This is a genomic window from Streptomyces sp. NPDC048504 (assembly GCF_043200035.1).
Lineage (GTDB): Bacteria > Actinomycetota > Actinomycetes > Streptomycetales > Streptomycetaceae > Streptomyces.
Window position 1 is genome coordinate 456,831 of record NZ_JBICXA010000005.1, and the last position, 17,712, is coordinate 474,542.

Sequence of the window (17,712 nt, forward strand, 5' to 3'; positions counted from 1 at the left end):
GGGCGATCCGCTGCGTCAGTGCTTTCCGCCGTGCGAACCACCGTCGGTGTCGCCCGTGTTGATGTCGGAGTCGTGGATGGCGCCGAGTACGCCGCTCTGGGTGCCCAGCACGCTCTTGAGGTTGGTGAGGGTGCCGTCGCCGATGCTGACGATCGCCTCGGAGAGGGACGAGCCGGTCTTGATGGAGCCCTCCCGTTGTTCCTTCTCCTGCGGCAGCATCTGCTTGGCGTAGCTGTCGTCGTGTCCGGGCCAGCCGGAGGTGGACGACACGTCCGTGATGAACTCGTTGATCATCTCATTGGCCAGCCGGCTGATCTGCTCGATCTGCCGGGTACCGGCGACGAGCGCGGGCGGGCTGGCGGAGTAGGCGTTCGACGACATCGTCTTCTCAGTCCTCCGGGTCTTCGCTGATCTCGTCGCGGAGCCGGCCGGCCCCGCGCCGTCGGCCGCCCTTGGGGCCCTCCAGCACACCGGGCCCGAAGATCTTGTTCCAGTCGACGTCGAAGCCGGTGATCTCGGGTGCCTCGGGGTTGGCCTTGGTGAAGGGCTCGAAGGTGGCCATGACGTGCCGGGCCATCCGCGCCCGTGCCTCCTGCACCGCCTCCAGCACGCTCGCGGCGAGCTGACCGGCGGGCATCGTGCGGTACTTGTCGTCCAGGAAGGTCAGCGCGCGCAGGTCGCCCTGCGCGGAGACGGTCACCTCGACCGCGCGGTCCGCGGAGCGCACCGTGCTCTCGGCGTGGGCGAGTTCGCTCTCGGCGCGGGCCACCGCGGCCTCGGTGGCCTCCAGTTCGGCCACCGCCTTGGCCAGCCGCTGCTCGATCGACTCGCTGCTCATCGGCCGATCACCGCCGGCGAGCCGCCCTCGTCGGTGCCCCAGACGTCCTCGTCCTCGGTGAGCCAGGCGTCACGGGCGCGGTCGCCGCTCTCCGTGGAACGGCCGTTCTGGCCGGCGCCGTTGCTGCCGGGGCCGCCCACCGGGTACGGGGCGCTGGACGTGGTGGGCCGGGTGTACACGACGTCCTCGTCCTCGTCCACGTTCGCCGCCCTGTTGGTCCGGCCGCGCCGGGTGGCGCCGTTGGACGGGTCGGTGAGGACGGCCCGGGTGCGCTCGCTGGTGCCGCCCTGGCCGCCGCCTCCGCCACCGCCCATACCGCCGCCGCCCATGCCTCCCATGCCGCCCATCCCCATCGGGTTGAGCGGGGTGCCGCTCGACGCCTGGGCCGGGGTGGACGCGTCGAGGGCCGCGGTGTCGAGGGAGTCGGAGCGCAGCGGGCCACCCGTGTAGGGGGTGCTGTCGTAGTCGTCGTAGCCGCCGTCGAGGCCCGAATCCAGGCCGCCGGAGGACGTGTTGAGACCACCGCTGCTGAGGCCGCCGCTGTTGAGCCCGGTGGTGTTCAGGCCGCTCGTGTCGAGGCTGCTGCCGTTGTTGTTCAGCCCGCTCGTGTCGATGCCGCTGGTGTCGATGCCGTTGCCGTTGAGGCCGCTGGTGTCGATCGAGGACGAGGGGAGGTCGCTGCCGTCGATGTCGGTGGTGGTCGTGTGGCCCGACGGGTCGGTGGTGGTGAGCTGGCCCGTGTCCGGGTTGAGGGTCTGGGTGGAGCCGTCCGGGAACTTCGTGGTCAGCGTGCCGTTGTCGTTCAGCGTGGTGGTCGAGCCGTCCGGGTTGGTGAAGGAGTCGCCCGGGTCGAGATGCGTGGTGGTGACGTTGCCCGAGGGGTCGGTGACGGTGACCTGGCCGGTGTCCGGGTTGAGCGTCTCGGTGGAGCCGTCCGGGAACTTCGTGGTCAGCGTGCCGTCGGAGTTGAGCTGGGCCGTCGAGCCGTCCGGGGTGGTGAAGGAGCCGTCGGTCGGGTTCAGCGTCGACGTGCTGACGGTGCCGTCCGGGTTCGTGGTGGTGACCTGGCCGGTGTCCGGGTTGAGGGTCTGGCTCGTGCCGTCCGGGAACTTGGTGGTGAGGGTGCCGTCGTCGTTCAGGGTGGTCGTCGAGCCGTCCGGGTTGGTGATGGTGCTGCCCGGGTTGAGCTGGGAGACCGAGGTGGTGCCGTCCGGGTTCGTGGTGGTGACCAGGCCGGTCGACGGGTCGATGGTCTGGGTGGAACCGTCCGGGAACGTCGTGGTGAGACTGCCGTCGCCGTTGAGCTGGGTGCTGCCCCCGGTCGGGGAGTTGAGCGTGGTCGAGCCGTCCTTGGTGGTGTCGTTGCCGGAGTTCAGGAGCGACGGGCCGAGGGTGTTCAGCGCGGTGTTGGCGAGGTCGTTCGCGCCGTTGCCGTTCGAACCGTCGCCGTTCAGCAGGCTGTCGTTGCCGAGGTTGTTGAGGTCGTCGAGCCCGCTGCCGACGTTGTTCAGGCTGTTGCCGAGGTCGTCGTTCAGGTTGTTCAGGCTCGAATTCAGGCCGTCACCGATGTTGTTGAGGCCGTCGTTCAGGTTGGTGTTGAGGTTCGTGCCGAGGTTGTTGAGGCCGTCACCGATGTTGTTCAGGTTGTCGTTCAGGCCGTCGTTCAGGTTGTTGAGGTTGTCCCCGAGGTTGTTGAGGTTGTCGTTCACGTTGTCGTTGAGGTTGTTGAGGTTGTCGCCGAGGTTGTTGAGATTGTCATCGAGGTTGTTGAGGCTGTCGTTGAGCTTGTCGTTGTTCTTGTTCGCCTCGTCCTCGGCGATCTCGTTCTCCTCCTTCTGGAGGACCTCGGAGAGCGTCTCGTTGTTCTTGTTCTTGACCTCTTGGTCGAAGGCGTCCTGCACGTCGGCCCAGGCGTTCTTCACATTGCTGAGCGCGTCGATGGACGGCTGCTTGAGCTTGGCGTCCGCGTGGTCCGACCAGCTCTTGACGGCGGCGTCGGCGACCTTCTGCCAGGTGGTGTGCTGGGTGAGGTCGCCGTACTCGGGGACGGACTGCTTGAAGTTGGCGTCCGTGGAGTAGGAGGTGTAGTCGCCGCCTCCGTACTGACTGTAGGTGGAATGGTGCGACGACAGCACGTGGTTGATGTTGTTGTTGATGACCCACTGGCTGATCTCGTCGAGGATCTTCTTCAGGTGGTAGTGCGGGTCGTGCTGGCCGTCCGACGCCCAGTCGTTCCACGCGGTCTGCAGATCGGTGACCGCCTGCTTCAGCGCCGTCTGCGCGGCGGCCAGCGCGTCGCTCAGCTTCGACTTCGGGACGTAGCCGCCGAGGGTGGTGTTGGTCGGCGTGTAGTCGGTGCCGCCCAACTGCGAGACGTAGCCGTTGTAGTTGGTCTTCAGCTCGTCCAGCAGATGCCAGAAGAGGCTGGCCGCCTTGCCCTTCCAGGCCGCCTGGTCCTCGCCGAGCGAGGTCATCCACTTGTCGACGATGTCCGAGTGGTCCTTGAAGAACTGCACCACCCGGTCGAAGGACTGCCCGGTGGTCTCGAAGGAGAGCATGTCGACGGCGTTGGCGTCGATGACCGACAGTCCGCTGTAGGAGAAGCCCTGCGTCGAGTACGGCGACGCCAGGATGTGGTCGAGGACCAGCTTGCTGCCCGAGATGTACTGGGCCATCGGCCCCGAGTCCCACTGGACGTGCGAGTACGAGCCCTCGAACGCGCCGCCGCCGGTGACCTCGCCGCCGCTCCAGAGCGTGGCGCGGCCGTTCTCGTCGACGGTGACGCCGATCATCACGATCCGGGCCTTCTTCATCTTCACGCTGTTGTGCGCGCCGTCCCCGCCGGCGTCGTAGAAGGCCAGGTCGTAGTCCTCGCCCTTGTTGACCTGCCAGCCGCCGATCGCCGAGTAGTCCGCCGCGGTCACCGACCTCATGCTGATGCCCTGGATGTCCATCCGGAACAGCTTGAGGTCGCCGAAGTCGTCGTTGGCGGAGCTGCTCAGCTTGTCGAACAGCGTGGACCGGGCCGGGATCGTGTAGCCGGTGAAGTCGGTGACGGCCTGGGCGAAGTAGTCGTCCGGGTCGTAGTTGGCGGTCCCGGTTGTGGTGCTTTCGGCCATGGGGCGGACTCCGCTGCGGAGGAGGAGGGTGACTGGGTGGGGGTTCCAGGGGTGCGGGGCCCGGTGCTCGGCAGGAGCCGGCGGGCGCGCACGGGCCTCAGGTGGTGGTCGAGTCGCTGCCGCTCATGTCGCCGTCGACGGTGTCGAAGATGTCCAGCAGCTTCTCGCCGTCGATCGAGGTGAGACTGTCGCCCTGTGTCTTCAGCAGGGTGGTGATCGTCTCGTCCAGCGCGTCGTCGATGTCGTCGAAGAGCGTCTTCTGACCGGTGAGGATCTTGTCCAGCGCGGTCGCCTGCGTCTTGAGCGCCTCCACGAGCGTGGACCCGCCGACCGGGTCCGAGCTGTCGCCGCCGTTCATCAGGCCGATGCGCAGGATCTTGGCGAGTCCCTGGGCTGAGCCGGCGCCGGTCTCGGCGATCAGGTTCTTCAGGGACCGGACGCCCGCGTTGTCCTTGCGGATATTCACCAGATCGGTGATGAAGTCGGCGACGTCGGTGTTCTTGAAGTTCTTCAACGCGGTCGAGTCGAGGTGGGTCAGATCTGCCATGGGTGCCTCCGCGGGCGGAACGCGCCGACCCTGGCGTACGGCGCGGCGACGGAACGGGAAGGAGCCTGGACGACCGCACCGACCGCGAGGAGACCGGTCGGTGCGGTGGGGGCCGGCCGGTTCAGCGGCCGATGGTGACCTCGGACCACATCTGGCTGAGCGAGTTCTCGCTGTACTTGTAGCTGCTGGAGATCTCGTTGAGGAGCTGCGAGTGCGAGGTGAGCAGCGTCTCCATGTTCTGCACCGCGCCGTCCCAGGCCGCCTGCTTCTGGCGGTAGGTGTCGGCGTCGTTTCCGTACCAGGTCTTGGACAGCTCGCTGAGCTCCGCCTCAAGGTTGGACAGCGTCTGCGCGATCGCCTTGGTCTGCATCACCATGTCGTCCGCGGCGTTCGACATGTGGTTGTAGCTGACGTAGATGACACCGTCGGACAGGTTGTCTGCCACAGCTTGCCTCTCTTACGCGATGTGGGGATCGGACGTGACCGCGAGGCCACGGGGAAGCGGGCGTCGGTCAGCCGGCGAGCTGGTCGAAGGCCGACTGCGCCGCGTTGTACGCCTGGTTGATGGAGTCGTTCGAGGAACCCTGGGTCTTGTTGTGTTCCACGAGGCTCTGGTTCAGCCGGTCGATGACGTCCTCAAGGTTCTTGAGGATGACGTTGCACTGGTCGTCCCACTGGGTGAGCAGCTGGCCGTACTGACCGCCGTCGCTGCCCTGGTAGCCGCTGCCCAGGGTGGAACGGGTGCTGTCGACATCCTGACGGATCTTCACGATGCCGCTGAAAGCGCTCTCCAGGGCCTGGATTCCGTTCCGGGTCGAACCTTCGCTTGACTGCTGGCCATCTCCAGCCATCGTCCCACCTTTCGTAAGTCGATCTGAGGTACGAGTACAACTGAGCCTAGATTGGCGGAAGTTATGCTGACAACGAACTGAGGAAGATCTGAGCTTGCCTACCGCTTCCGTCCAAAGGCTTTTACCGGTAAGCAACTTGACCGGAACACGCGCTTCCGCGGGTGATGGTTCTGGCTCGAACCTGCTTTGGCGTGAACACGATCTCCATCGGCGTGAATTCGTCAGTTCCCGGCGCCCGAGGCCGAGTTGAGGGAACCGCCCGCCGGGGCCTGTCCGGCGACCGCGGGCAGGCCGGCCTCGATGCCGGACCGTCCGTCGGCACCGGCACCGGCGCCCGTGCCGCACTGCGCCGCCGCGGCGCCCCTGCCCCCGCCCACCGAGCCGGAGTCCGACGCCGCTGCCCGGGCGCTGAGTTCGGGCCCGGTCGGCAGCATCGACAGCAGCGTGGACGGCACCTTCACCGGCGTCGCCCCGCCGTAGCCGAGCGCGGCGAGCGCGTTGGCGTCCGGGATGCGGTACTTCACTCCGTCGTCGCCGACCAGGAACGTGGTGTCGCCGACGGTCTCGCCGGCCGCGCCCAACGCCCGTACCAGGGCGCCGTGTCCGGGCCGGGTCACCACCCGGTCCACGTTCACGCAGGCCGCGGTCAGCGCCGTCGGGTCCGCCTGTGCCGCCGGGTACAGCGCGGTCTCCGCGACCCGTACCGAGGTCACCCGCACCTGCCCGTCGGCCGGGTCGACCTGGGCGCACACCGACTCCCCGGCCGGCAGCGCCAGCGCGCTCGGCGGGGTGTCCGGCAGCCCGGCGACCGACGGGTCGGTGCCCGCCGACCCCGGTGCCTGGTGGGCCCGCAGGTCGGAGACGTCGATGGTGACGACGTTCGGCGCCCCTCCGTCGTAGGCCTCCTTGCGGGTGTCCGGATCGCCGAGCAGCAGCGCCGACTGGGTGTCCGTCACCGGGTGCAGGCCGTCCTTCTGCAGGACGTACTCCTGGTTGCCGGAGCCCGCCACCACGCGGAACACCTGGCCGATCCGGGTGGCCCGGCCGCCCAGTTCGGGCCCGGTCGTGCCGCGTCCGTCGACCTTCGGGGTGGCCAGGTCGGGGCCGGTCACCAAGGCGTCGAGGAAGGCCGCCGACACCGGGCGGGGTGTCACGGGCGCGTAGCCGAGGGACTCCGCGGCGCCCGAGTCCTCGTCCAGCTCAAGACGGCTGCCCTGCCACACCAAGTAGGTGTGTTTGTCCGGGCCCTTGACCACCAGCGCCGATGTCGCGCCGACCGGGTCCGTCTCCACCGGGGCACCCGGCACGAGGGCCGTCTGACTGCCGGAACCGATCGAGCAGACCTCCCACGGCGAGGACTCCAGGTCGCCGGTGCCCGGTACGGAGTCGGGGGCTCCGGTGATCCCGACCGGCCTGCCGACCGGGGTGCCCGCGAGCGACTTCGAGCCGACCGACGTGGTCTTCAGGTCGGCGCCGCCGATCAGCACGGCCGACGCGTAGTTGCGCACCGGGCGCAGCCTGCCGTCGGCATACAGGTAGCGGGCGCCGGTGTCCTTGTTGACGATCAGGGTGTCGCCGCTGCGCCAGGCGTCGTTGCCGCCGGGCCTGAGCAGCCCGAACACCAGCGCCCCCGCGCAGAACAGCACGCCGACGATCAGGCCGACCAGCGCGCCCCGGCTGGTACGGCCCAGCGGGCTCTCCGGTGCGTCCGGGTCGGCCAGCAGCATGCCCGAGGTCAGGCGGCCCATCATGAACGTGTGCGCTTGCACCTGGTCGCGCTTCGACCGCACGCTTTCCTCCTGGCTCGGTCGTTCTGCTTCTGGTTCGCCCGGTTGTACCCGGACCCTGCTCGCGGACCGGCGGGCGAGTGGGCCCGTGCCGCGCTTCCGCTTCTCGTCCCGCTCACCCGCGCCCGGCGCGGTTCTCCAGCCGGCCCGGAACAGCGGCCGGTTCGGGGGCTGCGGGCGGTCAGCCGAACAGGCCGCGGAGGGTGCCGAAGACGCCCAGCAGCCACAGGGTCAGCGGCAGCAGGGCGATCGCCAGCAGGGAGTGCAGGATCTCCGCCGCGCGCCCCCAGTACGGGACCATGCGCCGTCCCGGTACGGTCCACACCGCGACCGTGAGTGCCGCCGCCACCGCGAGCAGGCCCGCGACCAGCAGTGTCCGCTCGCTGCCGGACAGCCGCAGCCCCCAGCCGAACGCGAGCAGCAGCAGTCCCCAGGCGCCCGGCAGCACCAGCACGAGCCGCTGCGCGGTGTTCACCAGACCCCGGCCGTGCAGGAGCAGCAGCAGCGACAGGACCAGCGCGACCAGCAGCGCCGGGAGGCTCGGGCGGCGGGCCAGGGCCACCAGACAGGCCGACGAGAGTACGCCGGTCGCGCCGTACAGCGCGGTCATCCACTCGCCGGCCAGCTCGGTGCGTACGGCGACGTCGTTGCCCCGGTAGGGCTCGATGCCCTCCTGGAGCTGTTCCGCGTTGGTGGGCAGCGCGGGCATCCGCATCCCGGCGAACTTGAACGACAGCGACGGCACCAGACCGCCGAGCAGCACCGTGAGCGCCGCGACCACACCGGCCGCGCCCGCCACGCGCACGTCGAACACCGTCATCAGCACACCGCTCACCGCCGCCGCGAGCGCCACCAGCGCCGACGCCAGGAAGAGCGGGGTGCGGGCCGCGGAGGCCGCGAGGGCGAGGACCGCGCCGCCCGCCCAGGCCGCCGCCGCCCCCAACAGCCGTGCCCCCAGCACCTGGTGGGCCTGCGGACCGCTCAGCTCACCGCCCGGCACCAGCCAGCCCGCGAGCGCCAGCGCCGGGGAAGCGAGCAGGCCCAGGATCACGCCGGTCGCCGGATCGTCCACCGCCCGGCTCGCGGACGCGGCCCCGGCCAGCAGCAGCAGACCGGTTCCAACGGCGGTGGCCGCGCGCAGCGACGCCGGGGCGCCCGGCAGCGCCAGCAGGCCAAGACCGGCCAGTACGGCCACGGCGAGCAGGCCGCGCAGCAGGCGCCGGGCCGCCTCGGGGCTCCAGCCGTGCAGCCGGTCCCGGGTGACCGCGGCGATGCCGTCGACCAGGTCGTCGAGGCGTACCTCGGGCAACGCCTCGGTGCGCGGCCGGAGATGGAGCGCCTCGCCGTCGGTCAGCCCGAGGGAGGCGAGGGTCGCCTCGTCGTCGAGCGGCCGGCCGCCGAGGCGCTGGAGTATCCAGCCGTCGTGTTCGAGACCGGTCTCCTCGGCCTCCTCCCCCGCGTACCGCAGCACGGTGGGCAGCAGGTCGGCGACCGGCACGTCGGACGGCACGGCGAGGTCGATGGTGCGGGCCGGGGCCCGCACGGTCAGATGGCACAGGCCGGTCACGGAAGTGTCGGTCATACCGGGGCTCACGTCTCCTGGACATCGAAACGGGGGCACGCGGCGCGGCGTGCGGGGTGGGGGGAACGGGGTGTCTGTGAAGCAGGGGGTGACATGGACGTACGGAGTTGACGGGGTGCACACTACTGACACTCCCTACGACGCGTGTCAACGGGAGCCCCCACCAACGGTGTTGACAGCGTCCTCCACCGTGCCAGTGCCGAGGCCGGAATCCGGTGCATGCCCCCACATGCCGCCGCGGTACGCGAAGTCCGTTAGGAGCCCCAAGCGTTGAGCGTGGTCCTGTTCCGTCGTCCTGCCCGCCGTCGCGGACCCGACATGCCCGCAGGCGAGTTGGTCCTCCAGGAACCGCCGACCCTCATGGAGACCGTCCCGGACACGTCCGCGGTGTGGACGTATCTGCCGATGGCCATGATGTCGGTCTCGATGATGATGCTGTTCCTGCGGCAGGGCGGCCAGTCCAGCGGTGTCTTCATGTACATCGCGCTCGGCATGATGGTGATGGCCGCCGGCGCGATGATGATCGGTCAGGTCATGCGCAAGGCCGGCGACCGCAAGCAGCGGCTGCGCGGTGAACGCCGGGACTATCTGCGCTACTTGGCGCAAAGTCGCCGTACGGTGCAGCGTGCCGTGGTCGAGCAGCAGCTCGCGCTCGCCTGGCGGCATCCCGAGCCCCGGGTGCTGCGCACCATGGTCCGCACCACGCGGCTGTGGGAGCGCCGGGTCAAGGACGACGACTTCGGCGAGGTGCGGATAGCGGTCGGCGACCAGCAGCTCGCGATGCGGCTGACTCCCGTGTCCAGCAAGCCGGTTGAGGACCTGGAACCGCTGTGCGCGCACGCGCTGCGCCGTTTCATCCGCGCCTACAGCACCGTGCCCGGCCAGCCCATCGCGCTGTATCTGCGGTCCTGGTCACGGGTGTTGGTGCACGGCGACCACGACGCCGCACGCGGGATGCTGCGTGCCGCGCTGTCCCAGCTTGCCCTGTTCCACCCGCCGGAGGAGCTGTGGATCGCGGTCTGCGCCGGTGACGAGGTGCGTGCCGAGTGGGAGTGGGTGAAGTGGCTGCCGCACAACCAGCACCCCCAGGAGACCGACGGCGCGGGCCCGTTGCGCATGGTGGCCTCCGCGTTCACCGATCTGGAGGACCAGCTCGGCAGCGAGTTCTCCGAGCGGCCCGCGTTCGACCCCGACGCCGTGCCCGGCCGTGACGAGCCGCTGGTGGTCGTCATCGTGGACGGCGCGGCCATCCCGGCAGGACACCGCTTCGACGGCCCCGGTTACCGCAACGCCGTCGTCCTCGACCTCTCCGACAGCCTCACCTGGCGCCCCGGCCGCACCACCCTGCGCCTCGACGTCGCCCCGGACGCGGTCTCCCTGGTCCGCACCGACCGCAGCCGCAAGGAACAGGCCACCGTCCTGGGCCGCCCCGACCGGATGGGTCCGGTCGCCGCCGAGGCACTGGCCCGGCTGATCGCGCCGTACCGCATGACGCTCTCCTCCGACGCGGTCGAACCGCTCTCCAACGACACCGAGTTGACCACTCTGCTCGGCATCGCCGACCTGCACCGGCTCGACCCCGACACGATCTGGCGGCGGCACACCGGCTCCGCCCGGCTGCGCGTCCCGGTCGCCGTCGGCGCGGACGGGCGGCCCGTGGAGCTGGACATCAAGGAGTCGGCGCAGGGCGGCATGGGCCCGCACGGCATGCTGATCGGCGCCACCGGTTCCGGCAAGTCCGAGCTGCTGCGCACCCTGGTCCTCGGTCTCGCGCTCACGAACTCCTCCGAAACACTCAACTTCGTCCTGGTGGACTTCAAGGGCGGCGCGACCTTCCTCGGTCTGGACGAACTCCCGCACACCTCCGCCGTCATCACCAACCTCGCCGACGAGGCCGCCCTGGTGGAGCGCATGCAGGACGCGCTGCACGGTGAACTCATCCGCCGCCAGGAGCTGTTGAGGTCCGCGGGCAACTACACCTCGGCCCTGGAGTACGAGAAGGCGCGGGCCGGCGGCGCCGATCTCGCTCCGCTGCCCAGCCTGTTCGTCGTCGTCGACGAGTTCAGCGAACTCCTCGCCTCGCACCGGGAGTTCATGGAGCTGTTCGTGATGATCGGCCGCCTCGGCCGGTCCCTGGGCGTGCATCTGCTGCTCGCCTCGCAGCGCCTGGACGAGGGCAGGATGCACCAGCTTGAGTCGCATCTGTCGTACCGGATCGGTCTGCGCACCTTCTCCGCGATGGAGTCGCGGGGTGTCCTCGGTGTCCCCGACGCGTACGAACTGCCCTCCCAGCCCGGCAGCGGCTACCTCAAGTCCGGCATCGAGGCGCTCACCCGGTTCCGCGCCGCGTATGTCTCCGGCCCCTACCGCAGGCGCGGCGGTGCCGTGGCGCAGGCCCGGGTCGCCACGCAGGTGGTGCCCTGGTCGACCGGGTACATCGTGCCGCGCGCTCCCGCGCCGGCCGCGATCGTGCCGGAGCCCGAGGCGGAGGAGAGCGCCGAGAGCCTGCTGGCGGTGGCACTGGACCGGCTGCGCGACTCCGGGCCGCCCGCCCACCGGGTGTGGCTGCCGCCGCTGGACACCGCGTCCCCGCTCGACGTACTCCTCGGTGGTCTCGGCGAGGACCCGGACCGCGGGCTGACCGCGTCCCGCTGGATCGGCGCCGGGAAGCTGCGGGTGCCGGTCGGTCTGGTCGACAAGCCGTTCGACCAGCGCCGTGACCCGCTCGTGGTGGACCTCGCCGGGGCCGGCGGCCATGTCGCCGTCGCGGGCGGTTCGCAGAGCGGCAAGTCCACCGTCCTGCGCAGCCTCATCATGGCGCTCGCGCTCACCCACACCCCGCGCGAAGTCCAGTTCTACTGCCTCGACTTCGGCGGCGGCACGCTCTCCCAGCTCACCGGACTGCCGCACGTCGGCGGGGTCGCGGCCCGCCTCGACACCGAGCGGATCAGCCGTACGGTCGCCGAGGTCACCGCCGTCCTCACCCAGCGCGAGCAGTTCTTCCTCGACAACGGCATCGACTCGATGTCCACCTACCGGCGCCGCCGCGCGGCCGGGGAGTTCCCCGACGAACCGCACGGCGACATCTTCCTGGTGATCGACGGCTGGTCGGCGGTCCGGCAGAACTTCGACCAGTTCATCCCCACGTTCAACCAGATCGCCACCAGCGGCCTCAACTACGGCATCCACCTGATCGTCGCGACCGCCCGCTGGCTGGAACTCACCGCCCCGGTCCGGGACCAGTCCGCGACCCGGCTCGAACTCCGGCTCGGCGACACGATGGACTCCGTAGTGGACATCCGCAAGGCGAGCGCGGTACCGCAGATCCCGGGCCGCGGTCTCACCGTGGAGACCAAGCTGCACTTCCTCTCGGCGCTGCCGCGCGGTGACGGTTCCACCGACCCGGAGACGCTCAGCGAGGGCGTCGCCGACCTGGTCGACCGGATCGCCTCGGCCTGGCACGGGCCGCGCGCCCCGCAGGTCCGGATGCTCCCGCACCGGCTGCCCGCGGCCGAACTGCCCGAGCCCGAACTCGGCGACGGCGTCAGCCTCAAGATCGCGCTCGGCCAGGACGAGGAGACCCTGGGCACCGTCTGGCACGACTTCTCCCGCACCCCGCACCTGGTCGCCGTCGGCGACACGGAGAGCGGCAAGACCAACCTCCTACGGCTCGTCGCGGATTCGGTCGTCGCCCGCTACACCCCGGCCGAGGCCCGCATCCTGGTCGTCGACTACCGCCGCGGCCTGGTCGACGCGGTCCCCGAGGAGTACCGCCTCGGCCACGCGGTGGCCCTGGAGGCCCTGAAACAACTGGTGGGCGGCTCCGCGAAGGCCCTGCGCACCCGCGTCCCCGGCCAGGAGATCACCCCGGCCCGCATGCGGCAGGCCGACTGGTGGACGGGCCCCCGCCTGTTCGTCCTCGTCGACGACTACGACATGGTCGGCGGCGGCACGGTCATGGACCACCCCTTCGCCCCGCTCTTCGAACACCTCGCCCTGGGCCACGAGTTGGGCCTCCACGTGGTCGTCGCCCGCTCCGCCACAGGCGCCGGGCGCGGCCTGAACGACCAGCTCCTGCGCCGCATGGACGAGGTCAACACCCCGGGCATCCTGATGTCCTGCTCCCCGTCCGAGGGCTACGTCTTCGGCAACGTCAAACCCCGCGTCCTCCCCCCGGGCCGAGCCCTCCACATCGTCCGCCGCAAGCCGTCGCTCATCCAGACGGCACTGGCGGCGGCAGCCGAGGAGTAAGGCGCCGACACTGAACGGAACGGCCCCGGGCGACAGTTCGTCGCCCGGGGCCGTTCCGTTCACACTGCGCGTGGTTCCCGGCCGTCAGCTCTCCGAGGTCCCCTGGGCACCGGTGCCCACCGGAACCGGGCTCTCCGCGCCCTCGGGCCCGGCCGTACCCTCCGGCCGGGTGGACGGGCGCCAGCCCAGGCGGCGCCCCCGGGGCAGGATCAGGCCGAGCCACACCACCGCGATGATCACGGCGAGGCCCGCCGACGCGGGCCACAGGGCGCGGCGGAGGGGGCCGGCCGCCTTGTCGGCAGGCAGGTGGACCGGGGTACCGGCGTCGCCCCGGGCCGGTGCGGCGACGGTGCCGGTCAGGACCGAGGTGACGGCCGCGTACGGGTCGAGGCGGGGCACATCCGCCGGATACGCGGAGGTGCGGAGCAGGGTCGCGGTCTGGGCGGCCGTCAGGTCCGGGTGGACGGAGCGGACCAGCGCCGCCGCCCCCGCCACGAAACCGGCGGCCAGTGACGCGCCCGAGCCGATGTAGTGGCCGGCCTTCTTCGGGCCGATGCCGACAACTCCGTCCCCGGGCGCGGAAATCGCGGCGCTGGACGTCGTGTACGCGCCGGTCGGCCGCTTGCCGGAGACATCGACGTCGAGGACGGAGAGCACGCCGTCGTCGGCGGCCGGGTAGTAGTCGCGGGCGGGCGGACTGTCCGTCGCCGAGGTCGCCGTGGACGGCGCGTCCGGTACGGCGGCGGCGACCACCAGGACGTCCTTCTTCGCGGCGAGCGCGACCGCCGACCGGAGCGCGGCGGTGTCACCGCCGAGCGCCGCCGACACCGTCACGACCTCGGCACCGCCGTCCACGGCGGCCCGGATCCCGTCCGCGACCTGGTCCGCGGTGACCTTCCCCCGCGCGTCGCTCCCCCGCACCGCGAGGATCCGCGCCTGCTGCGCCACCCCCGCGAACCGCACACCGTCTTCTACGGCCGCGCCGATCAGCCCGGCCACGAAGGTGCCGTGTCCCACGCAGTCGGTCCCGGCGTCGCCGACCGCCGTGACCCGGCCCTTCAGCGCGGGTGCGGAGGACGAGACCCCGGTGTCGACCACGCCGACGGTCACCCCGGTGCCCGACGCGAACGGCCAGGTGCGGCTCAGCTGGAGCGAGACCTGCTCCCAGGGCACGTCGGTGGCGCGCCGGTCCGAGCCCGCCGCACAGTCCGCGTCGGCGTCCAACTGCGAGGCCAGCACGGGGAGTTGGACCGTGCTTCCCGCCGCCGACGCGGGTCCGGCGCCGACCGCGCTCGCGGCGGCCGTCAGCAGCAGTGCCAGACCGGAGGCAAAGACCTTGCCATGTGCCGTCGTCATGCCCGGGCCGCCCCGCTGGAGGTCTGGGAGGCGGCCGTCGGGTCGGCGAGATCCTCCGGGAGGAGGAGCCGCAGGTCGTCGAGGCTGGGGACGGCCAGTCTGCTGAGCCGGCCCGCCTGTCGGGTCATCATCCGCTCCAGGATCTGACGGGCGGTGCGCGCGTTGCCGAACGACCGGTCGCGCGGCAGCGAGTCGAAGTACTGCCGGAGCACCGGCCCGAGGCCGGCCGCGCACTCGTAGCCGAGCTGCACGGCGTGCTCGCGGACGATGGTGACCAGCTCGTCGGAGGAGTAGTCGGCGAACTCGACCCGGCGCGAGAACCGGGAGGACAGGCCCGGGTTCGAGGTCAGGAACATCTCCATCTCCTGGGTGTAGCCCGCGACGATGACGACCACCTTGTCGCGGTGGTCCTCCATCAGCTTCAGCAGGGTGTCCACGGCCTCCCGGCCGAAGTCGGAGCCGGACGCCTCACGCGGGGTGAGGGTGTACGCCTCGTCGACGAACAGCACACCGCCCAGGGCCCGTTCGAAGACCTCGCGGGTCAACTGCGCGGTGTGGCCCACGTATCGGCCGACGAGGTCGGCGCGGGACACCTCGACGAGCTGGCCGCGCGGCAACACGCCCAGAGAGGCGAGGAGTTCGCCGTAGAGGCGGGCCACGGTGGTCTTGCCGGTGCCGGGCGGGCCGGTGAAGACGAGGTGGTGGCTGAGGCGCGGCACGGGAAGTCCGGCGGCCTCGCGCTGCTTGGCCGTCGACACCAGGTTGACGAGGTCGGTGACGTCCCGCTTCACCGCGTGCAGTCCGACCAGGGCGTCCAGTCTGCTCAGCGCGTCGTCGCCGGGGTCGACGGCGTTCGGGCCGTCGGCGGCGGTGCGGGCCGCCTCCTCGCTGATGTCCTGCGGCAGCAGCAGCGAGAGGTCCTGCTCGGTGACGTCGGTGAGTGCCGAGAGCCGTACGGCCTGCCGGTCCACCATCTCCTCGAACACCTGCCGTGCGGCACGGCCGTTGCCGAACCCGGCGTCCTTCGGTATGCGTTCGAAGTGCACCGCGAGCGCGTGCCGGGTCTCGTCGGCGAGCGCGTACTGGTGGCGTACGCACATGCTCTCCATGATCTCGACCAGCTCCGGCACCGAGTAGTTCTCGAACTCGACGGTGCGTGAGAAGCGGGACGCGAGACCGGGGTTGGAGCCGAGGAAGCTGCGCATCTCGTCGGAGTAGCCGGCCGCGACGACGACCACGTCCTCGCGGTGGTCCTCCATCAGCTTCAGCAGGGTGTCCACGGCTTCACGGCCGAAGTCGGCGCCGGAACCACGGGAGTCGGAGGTGAGGGTGTACGCCTCGTCGACGAACAGGACACCGCCCAGGGCCCGTTCGAAGGCCTCGGTGGTCTTGATGGCGGTACCGCCGATGACCTGGGCGACGAGGTCGGCGCGGGAGACCTCGACGAGGTGTCCGGAGCGCAGGGCGCCCAGCTCGGCGAGGATCGTGCCGTAGAGGCGGGCGACGGTGGTCTTACCCGTACCGGGCGGGCCGGCGAAGACGAGGTGGCGGCTCATCGGCGGTGCGGACATGCCGAGTTGGGCGCGACGGGCGGCGAGCTGGGTGAGGTTGACGAGGGTGCGGACCTGTTCCTTGACGTTGTCGAGGCCGATGAGGCTCTCCAGCGCGGCCATCGGTCCGTCGGGGCGGCCGGGGCCGTCGGAGGCGGAGACGGTGCCGGCCGGGTCGGTGCCCTCGGCCTCGCCGAAGCCCCAGGCGTCGCGGGACTCGTTGCCGGTGCTGGTGAGGTTCTCCACCGCGAGCCGGCCGCCGGCCTTGGCCTGGACGAGGCCGCCGCCCTTGTTGTCGCGGACCGTGCAGCCCACGACCGACACCGGTGCCTCCGACTCGACGCGGATGCCGTCGCGGTCGTTGCCCGCCGCCTCGCAGCCGTTCAGCGAGGCCCGCCCGCCGTCGCGGACCAGGAAGCCGTGCTCGGCGGACGCGGCGGTCCGTACCCGGTTCGCCGTCAACTCGCCTCCGGTGTCCACGAGTACACCGCAGCCGCCGGCCGAGACCAGCTCGCCGTCGCGCAGCGCCGCCGTGCCCTCGCCGCCGATCTCCAGGCCGGCACCGCCGGGGTTGTTGACCCGGAAGCCCGCGAGATAGACGTTGCCGCCCGCCGCGACCTCCGCGCCCGCGCCGCCCGGTGTCTCCACCGTGCAGTCCTCGACCCGGCCGCGGCCGCCGTCGCGCACCGAGACGCCGCAGCCGCCCGCGCCGGTGATGCGGGCGCGCCGCACCAGCGGGTTGGCGTTGCCGCGGATCACCACACCGGCGCCCTTGACGTCGATGATCTCCACGCGCTCCAGCTCGGCCGCCGCGTCCTCTTCGAGCAGGACGCCGTCCGACTCGCCGTCCCGGACGGTCAGCGAGGTCAGCGTGGGCGAGGAGGCCCCGGCCACGCGCAGCGCCGCCATCTGGGCGCCGGTCAGCCAGCAGTCCTCGTACGTGCCGCGCGAACGGTCCGTCACCAGCAGGCCGTTGCCCGTGGTGCGGGCGGTGCGGCAGCGGCGCAGCACCGGGTCGCTGCCGTGCGAGACGATGATGCCGGGGCCGCTGCTGTTGGTGACCCGCACCTCCTCCAGCTCACAGCGGGCGGTGCTGGTCACATGCACACCGATCGAGGTGTCGCGGACCACGGTCCGCAGCACGCGTATCGCGCTGCGCTCCTCAAGTGCCAGCGACGGCTTGTCCGTTGACGCCAGGTCGCAGTCCTCGACGGAGCCCTGGGCGTCCCCGTTCGCGAGCACGCCGTTGCCGCGCGCGTCCCGCACGGTGCAGCCGCGCAGGGTCGCCCGGCCGCGCTCACTGATCACCACCCCGCTGGTGCCGAAGTGCTCGAAGGTGCAGGACTCCAGCGAACTCTCCGTCGACGAGGTGACCACGACACCGGCGCCGGTGCGGTTCGACACCCGGCACTCACGCATCGCCAACGAGCCGGAGTTGCGCGCCAGTACGGTCGTCCACGAGGCGCCGGACAGATCACAGCCCTGCATCGCGACCTGTCCGTGCGAGGCGTCCACGGCCGGATGTTCCTCGTCGTGGCCCTGGACCACCAGGTCGGTCAGCATCACCGCGTCGACGCGCAGCGAGATCACGGTGCCCTTGCGCGGTGCCAACCGGACGGTGCCGCGCGCCTGTTCGGCGACGATGGTGACCCGGGTGGTGACGACGAGGTTCTCCTCGTACGTCCCCGGGCGCACACTCAGCACCGCGCCTCCGCGCGCCCTCGCCAGGGCCTCTCCGATCGTCCGGGCGTCCCCGGTGCCCTCCGGACAGACCGTCAGTACCTGGCGCACTCAGCTGACCTCCTCGTGTCGGCACCTGTCGGTTGCGGCA

General features: G+C 71.0%; 11 protein-coding genes. 1 reads left to right on the forward strand and 10 read right to left on the reverse strand.

Annotated elements, in window-relative coordinates:
• Window positions 1–15: 15 nt before the first annotated feature.
• The 8 genes from ACGFY9_RS15580 to eccD all read right to left on the reverse strand — a co-directional run bounded on the left by ACGFY9_RS15580 (window position 16) and on the right by eccD (window position 8,724).
• Window positions 16–381 (reverse strand): hypothetical protein, encoded by a 366-nt coding sequence (locus ACGFY9_RS15580; RefSeq protein ID WP_393754369.1) that lies wholly within the window; start codon window positions 379–381, stop codon window positions 16–18.
• 7 nt (window positions 382–388) lie between these two features.
• Complete coding sequence (locus tag ACGFY9_RS15585) at window positions 389–838, reverse strand: YbaB/EbfC family nucleoid-associated protein (RefSeq protein ID WP_393754371.1); 450 nt, start codon at window positions 836–838, stop codon at window positions 389–391.
• Complete coding sequence (locus tag ACGFY9_RS15590; RefSeq protein ID WP_393754373.1) at window positions 835–3,957, reverse strand: AAWKG family protein; 3,123 nt, start codon at window positions 3,955–3,957, stop codon at window positions 835–837. The genes ACGFY9_RS15585 and ACGFY9_RS15590 overlap by 4 nt, the downstream gene beginning before the upstream one ends.
• A 97-nt stretch (window positions 3,958–4,054) precedes the next feature.
• Window positions 4,055–4,504 (reverse strand): type VII secretion system-associated protein, encoded by a 450-nt coding sequence (locus ACGFY9_RS15595; protein ID WP_393754375.1) that lies wholly within the window; start codon window positions 4,502–4,504, stop codon window positions 4,055–4,057.
• A gap of 121 nt (window positions 4,505–4,625) precedes the next feature.
• Window positions 4,626–4,949, reverse strand: coding sequence for a WXG100 family type VII secretion target (locus ACGFY9_RS15600; protein WP_393754377.1), 324 nt, complete (start codon window positions 4,947–4,949; stop codon window positions 4,626–4,628).
• A gap of 67 nt (window positions 4,950–5,016) precedes the next feature.
• The gene (locus ACGFY9_RS15605) at window positions 5,017–5,355 is read right to left on the reverse strand and encodes a hypothetical protein (RefSeq protein WP_093629627.1); all 339 of its coding nucleotides are present in this window, start codon (window positions 5,353–5,355) and stop codon (window positions 5,017–5,019) included.
• Window positions 5,356–5,576: 221 nt separating this feature from the next.
• Entirely contained in the window at window positions 5,577–7,145 is a 1,569-nt protein-coding gene (gene eccB, locus ACGFY9_RS15610) for a type VII secretion protein EccB (protein ID WP_393754379.1), read from the reverse strand.
• A gap of 178 nt (window positions 7,146–7,323) precedes the next feature.
• Window positions 7,324–8,724 (reverse strand): type VII secretion integral membrane protein EccD, encoded by a 1,401-nt coding sequence (eccD, locus tag ACGFY9_RS15615; RefSeq protein WP_393754381.1) that lies wholly within the window; start codon window positions 8,722–8,724, stop codon window positions 7,324–7,326.
• 318 nt (window positions 8,725–9,042) lie between these two features.
• Between eccD and eccCa the strand changes: the two genes are divergently transcribed.
• Window positions 9,043–12,975, forward strand: a complete 3,933-nt coding sequence (eccCa, locus tag ACGFY9_RS15620) for a type VII secretion protein EccCa (protein WP_393754383.1) — start codon at window positions 9,043–9,045, stop codon at window positions 12,973–12,975.
• Between the two features lie 84 nt (window positions 12,976–13,059).
• Here the strand turns inward: eccCa and ACGFY9_RS15625 are convergent, their stop codons facing one another.
• Window positions 13,060–14,331: a S8 family serine peptidase gene (locus tag ACGFY9_RS15625; RefSeq protein ID WP_393754385.1), complete on the reverse strand. Its 1,272-nt coding sequence runs from the start codon at window positions 14,329–14,331 to the stop codon at window positions 13,060–13,062.
• Window positions 14,328–17,672 (reverse strand): right-handed parallel beta-helix repeat-containing protein, encoded by a 3,345-nt coding sequence (locus tag ACGFY9_RS15630; protein ID WP_393754387.1) that lies wholly within the window; start codon window positions 17,670–17,672, stop codon window positions 14,328–14,330. The genes ACGFY9_RS15625 and ACGFY9_RS15630 overlap by 4 nt, the downstream gene beginning before the upstream one ends.
• Window positions 17,673–17,712 lie beyond the last annotated feature (40 nt).

Coding starts and splice junctions, on each gene's coding strand:
- ACGFY9_RS15585 (WP_393754371.1), bottom strand. CDS start 838: ATGAGCAGCGAGTCGATCGAGCAGCGGCTGGCCAAGGCGGTGGCCGAA.
- ACGFY9_RS15580 (WP_393754369.1), bottom strand. CDS start 381: ATGTCGTCGAACGCCTACTCCGCCAGCCCGCCCGCGCTCGTCGCCGGT.
- ACGFY9_RS15625 (WP_393754385.1), bottom strand. CDS start 14,331: ATGACGACGGCACATGGCAAGGTCTTTGCCTCCGGTCTGGCACTGCTG.
- ACGFY9_RS15605 (WP_093629627.1), bottom strand. CDS start 5,355: ATGGCTGGAGATGGCCAGCAGTCAAGCGAAGGTTCGACCCGGAACGGA.
- ACGFY9_RS15590 (WP_393754373.1), bottom strand. CDS start 3,957: ATGGCCGAAAGCACCACAACCGGGACCGCCAACTACGACCCGGACGAC.
- ACGFY9_RS15595 (WP_393754375.1), bottom strand. CDS start 4,504: ATGGCAGATCTGACCCACCTCGACTCGACCGCGTTGAAGAACTTCAAG.
- eccD (WP_393754381.1), bottom strand. CDS start 8,724: ATGACCGACACTTCCGTGACCGGCCTGTGCCATCTGACCGTGCGGGCC.
- eccCa (WP_393754383.1), top strand. CDS start 9,043: ATGCCCGCAGGCGAGTTGGTCCTCCAGGAACCGCCGACCCTCATGGAG.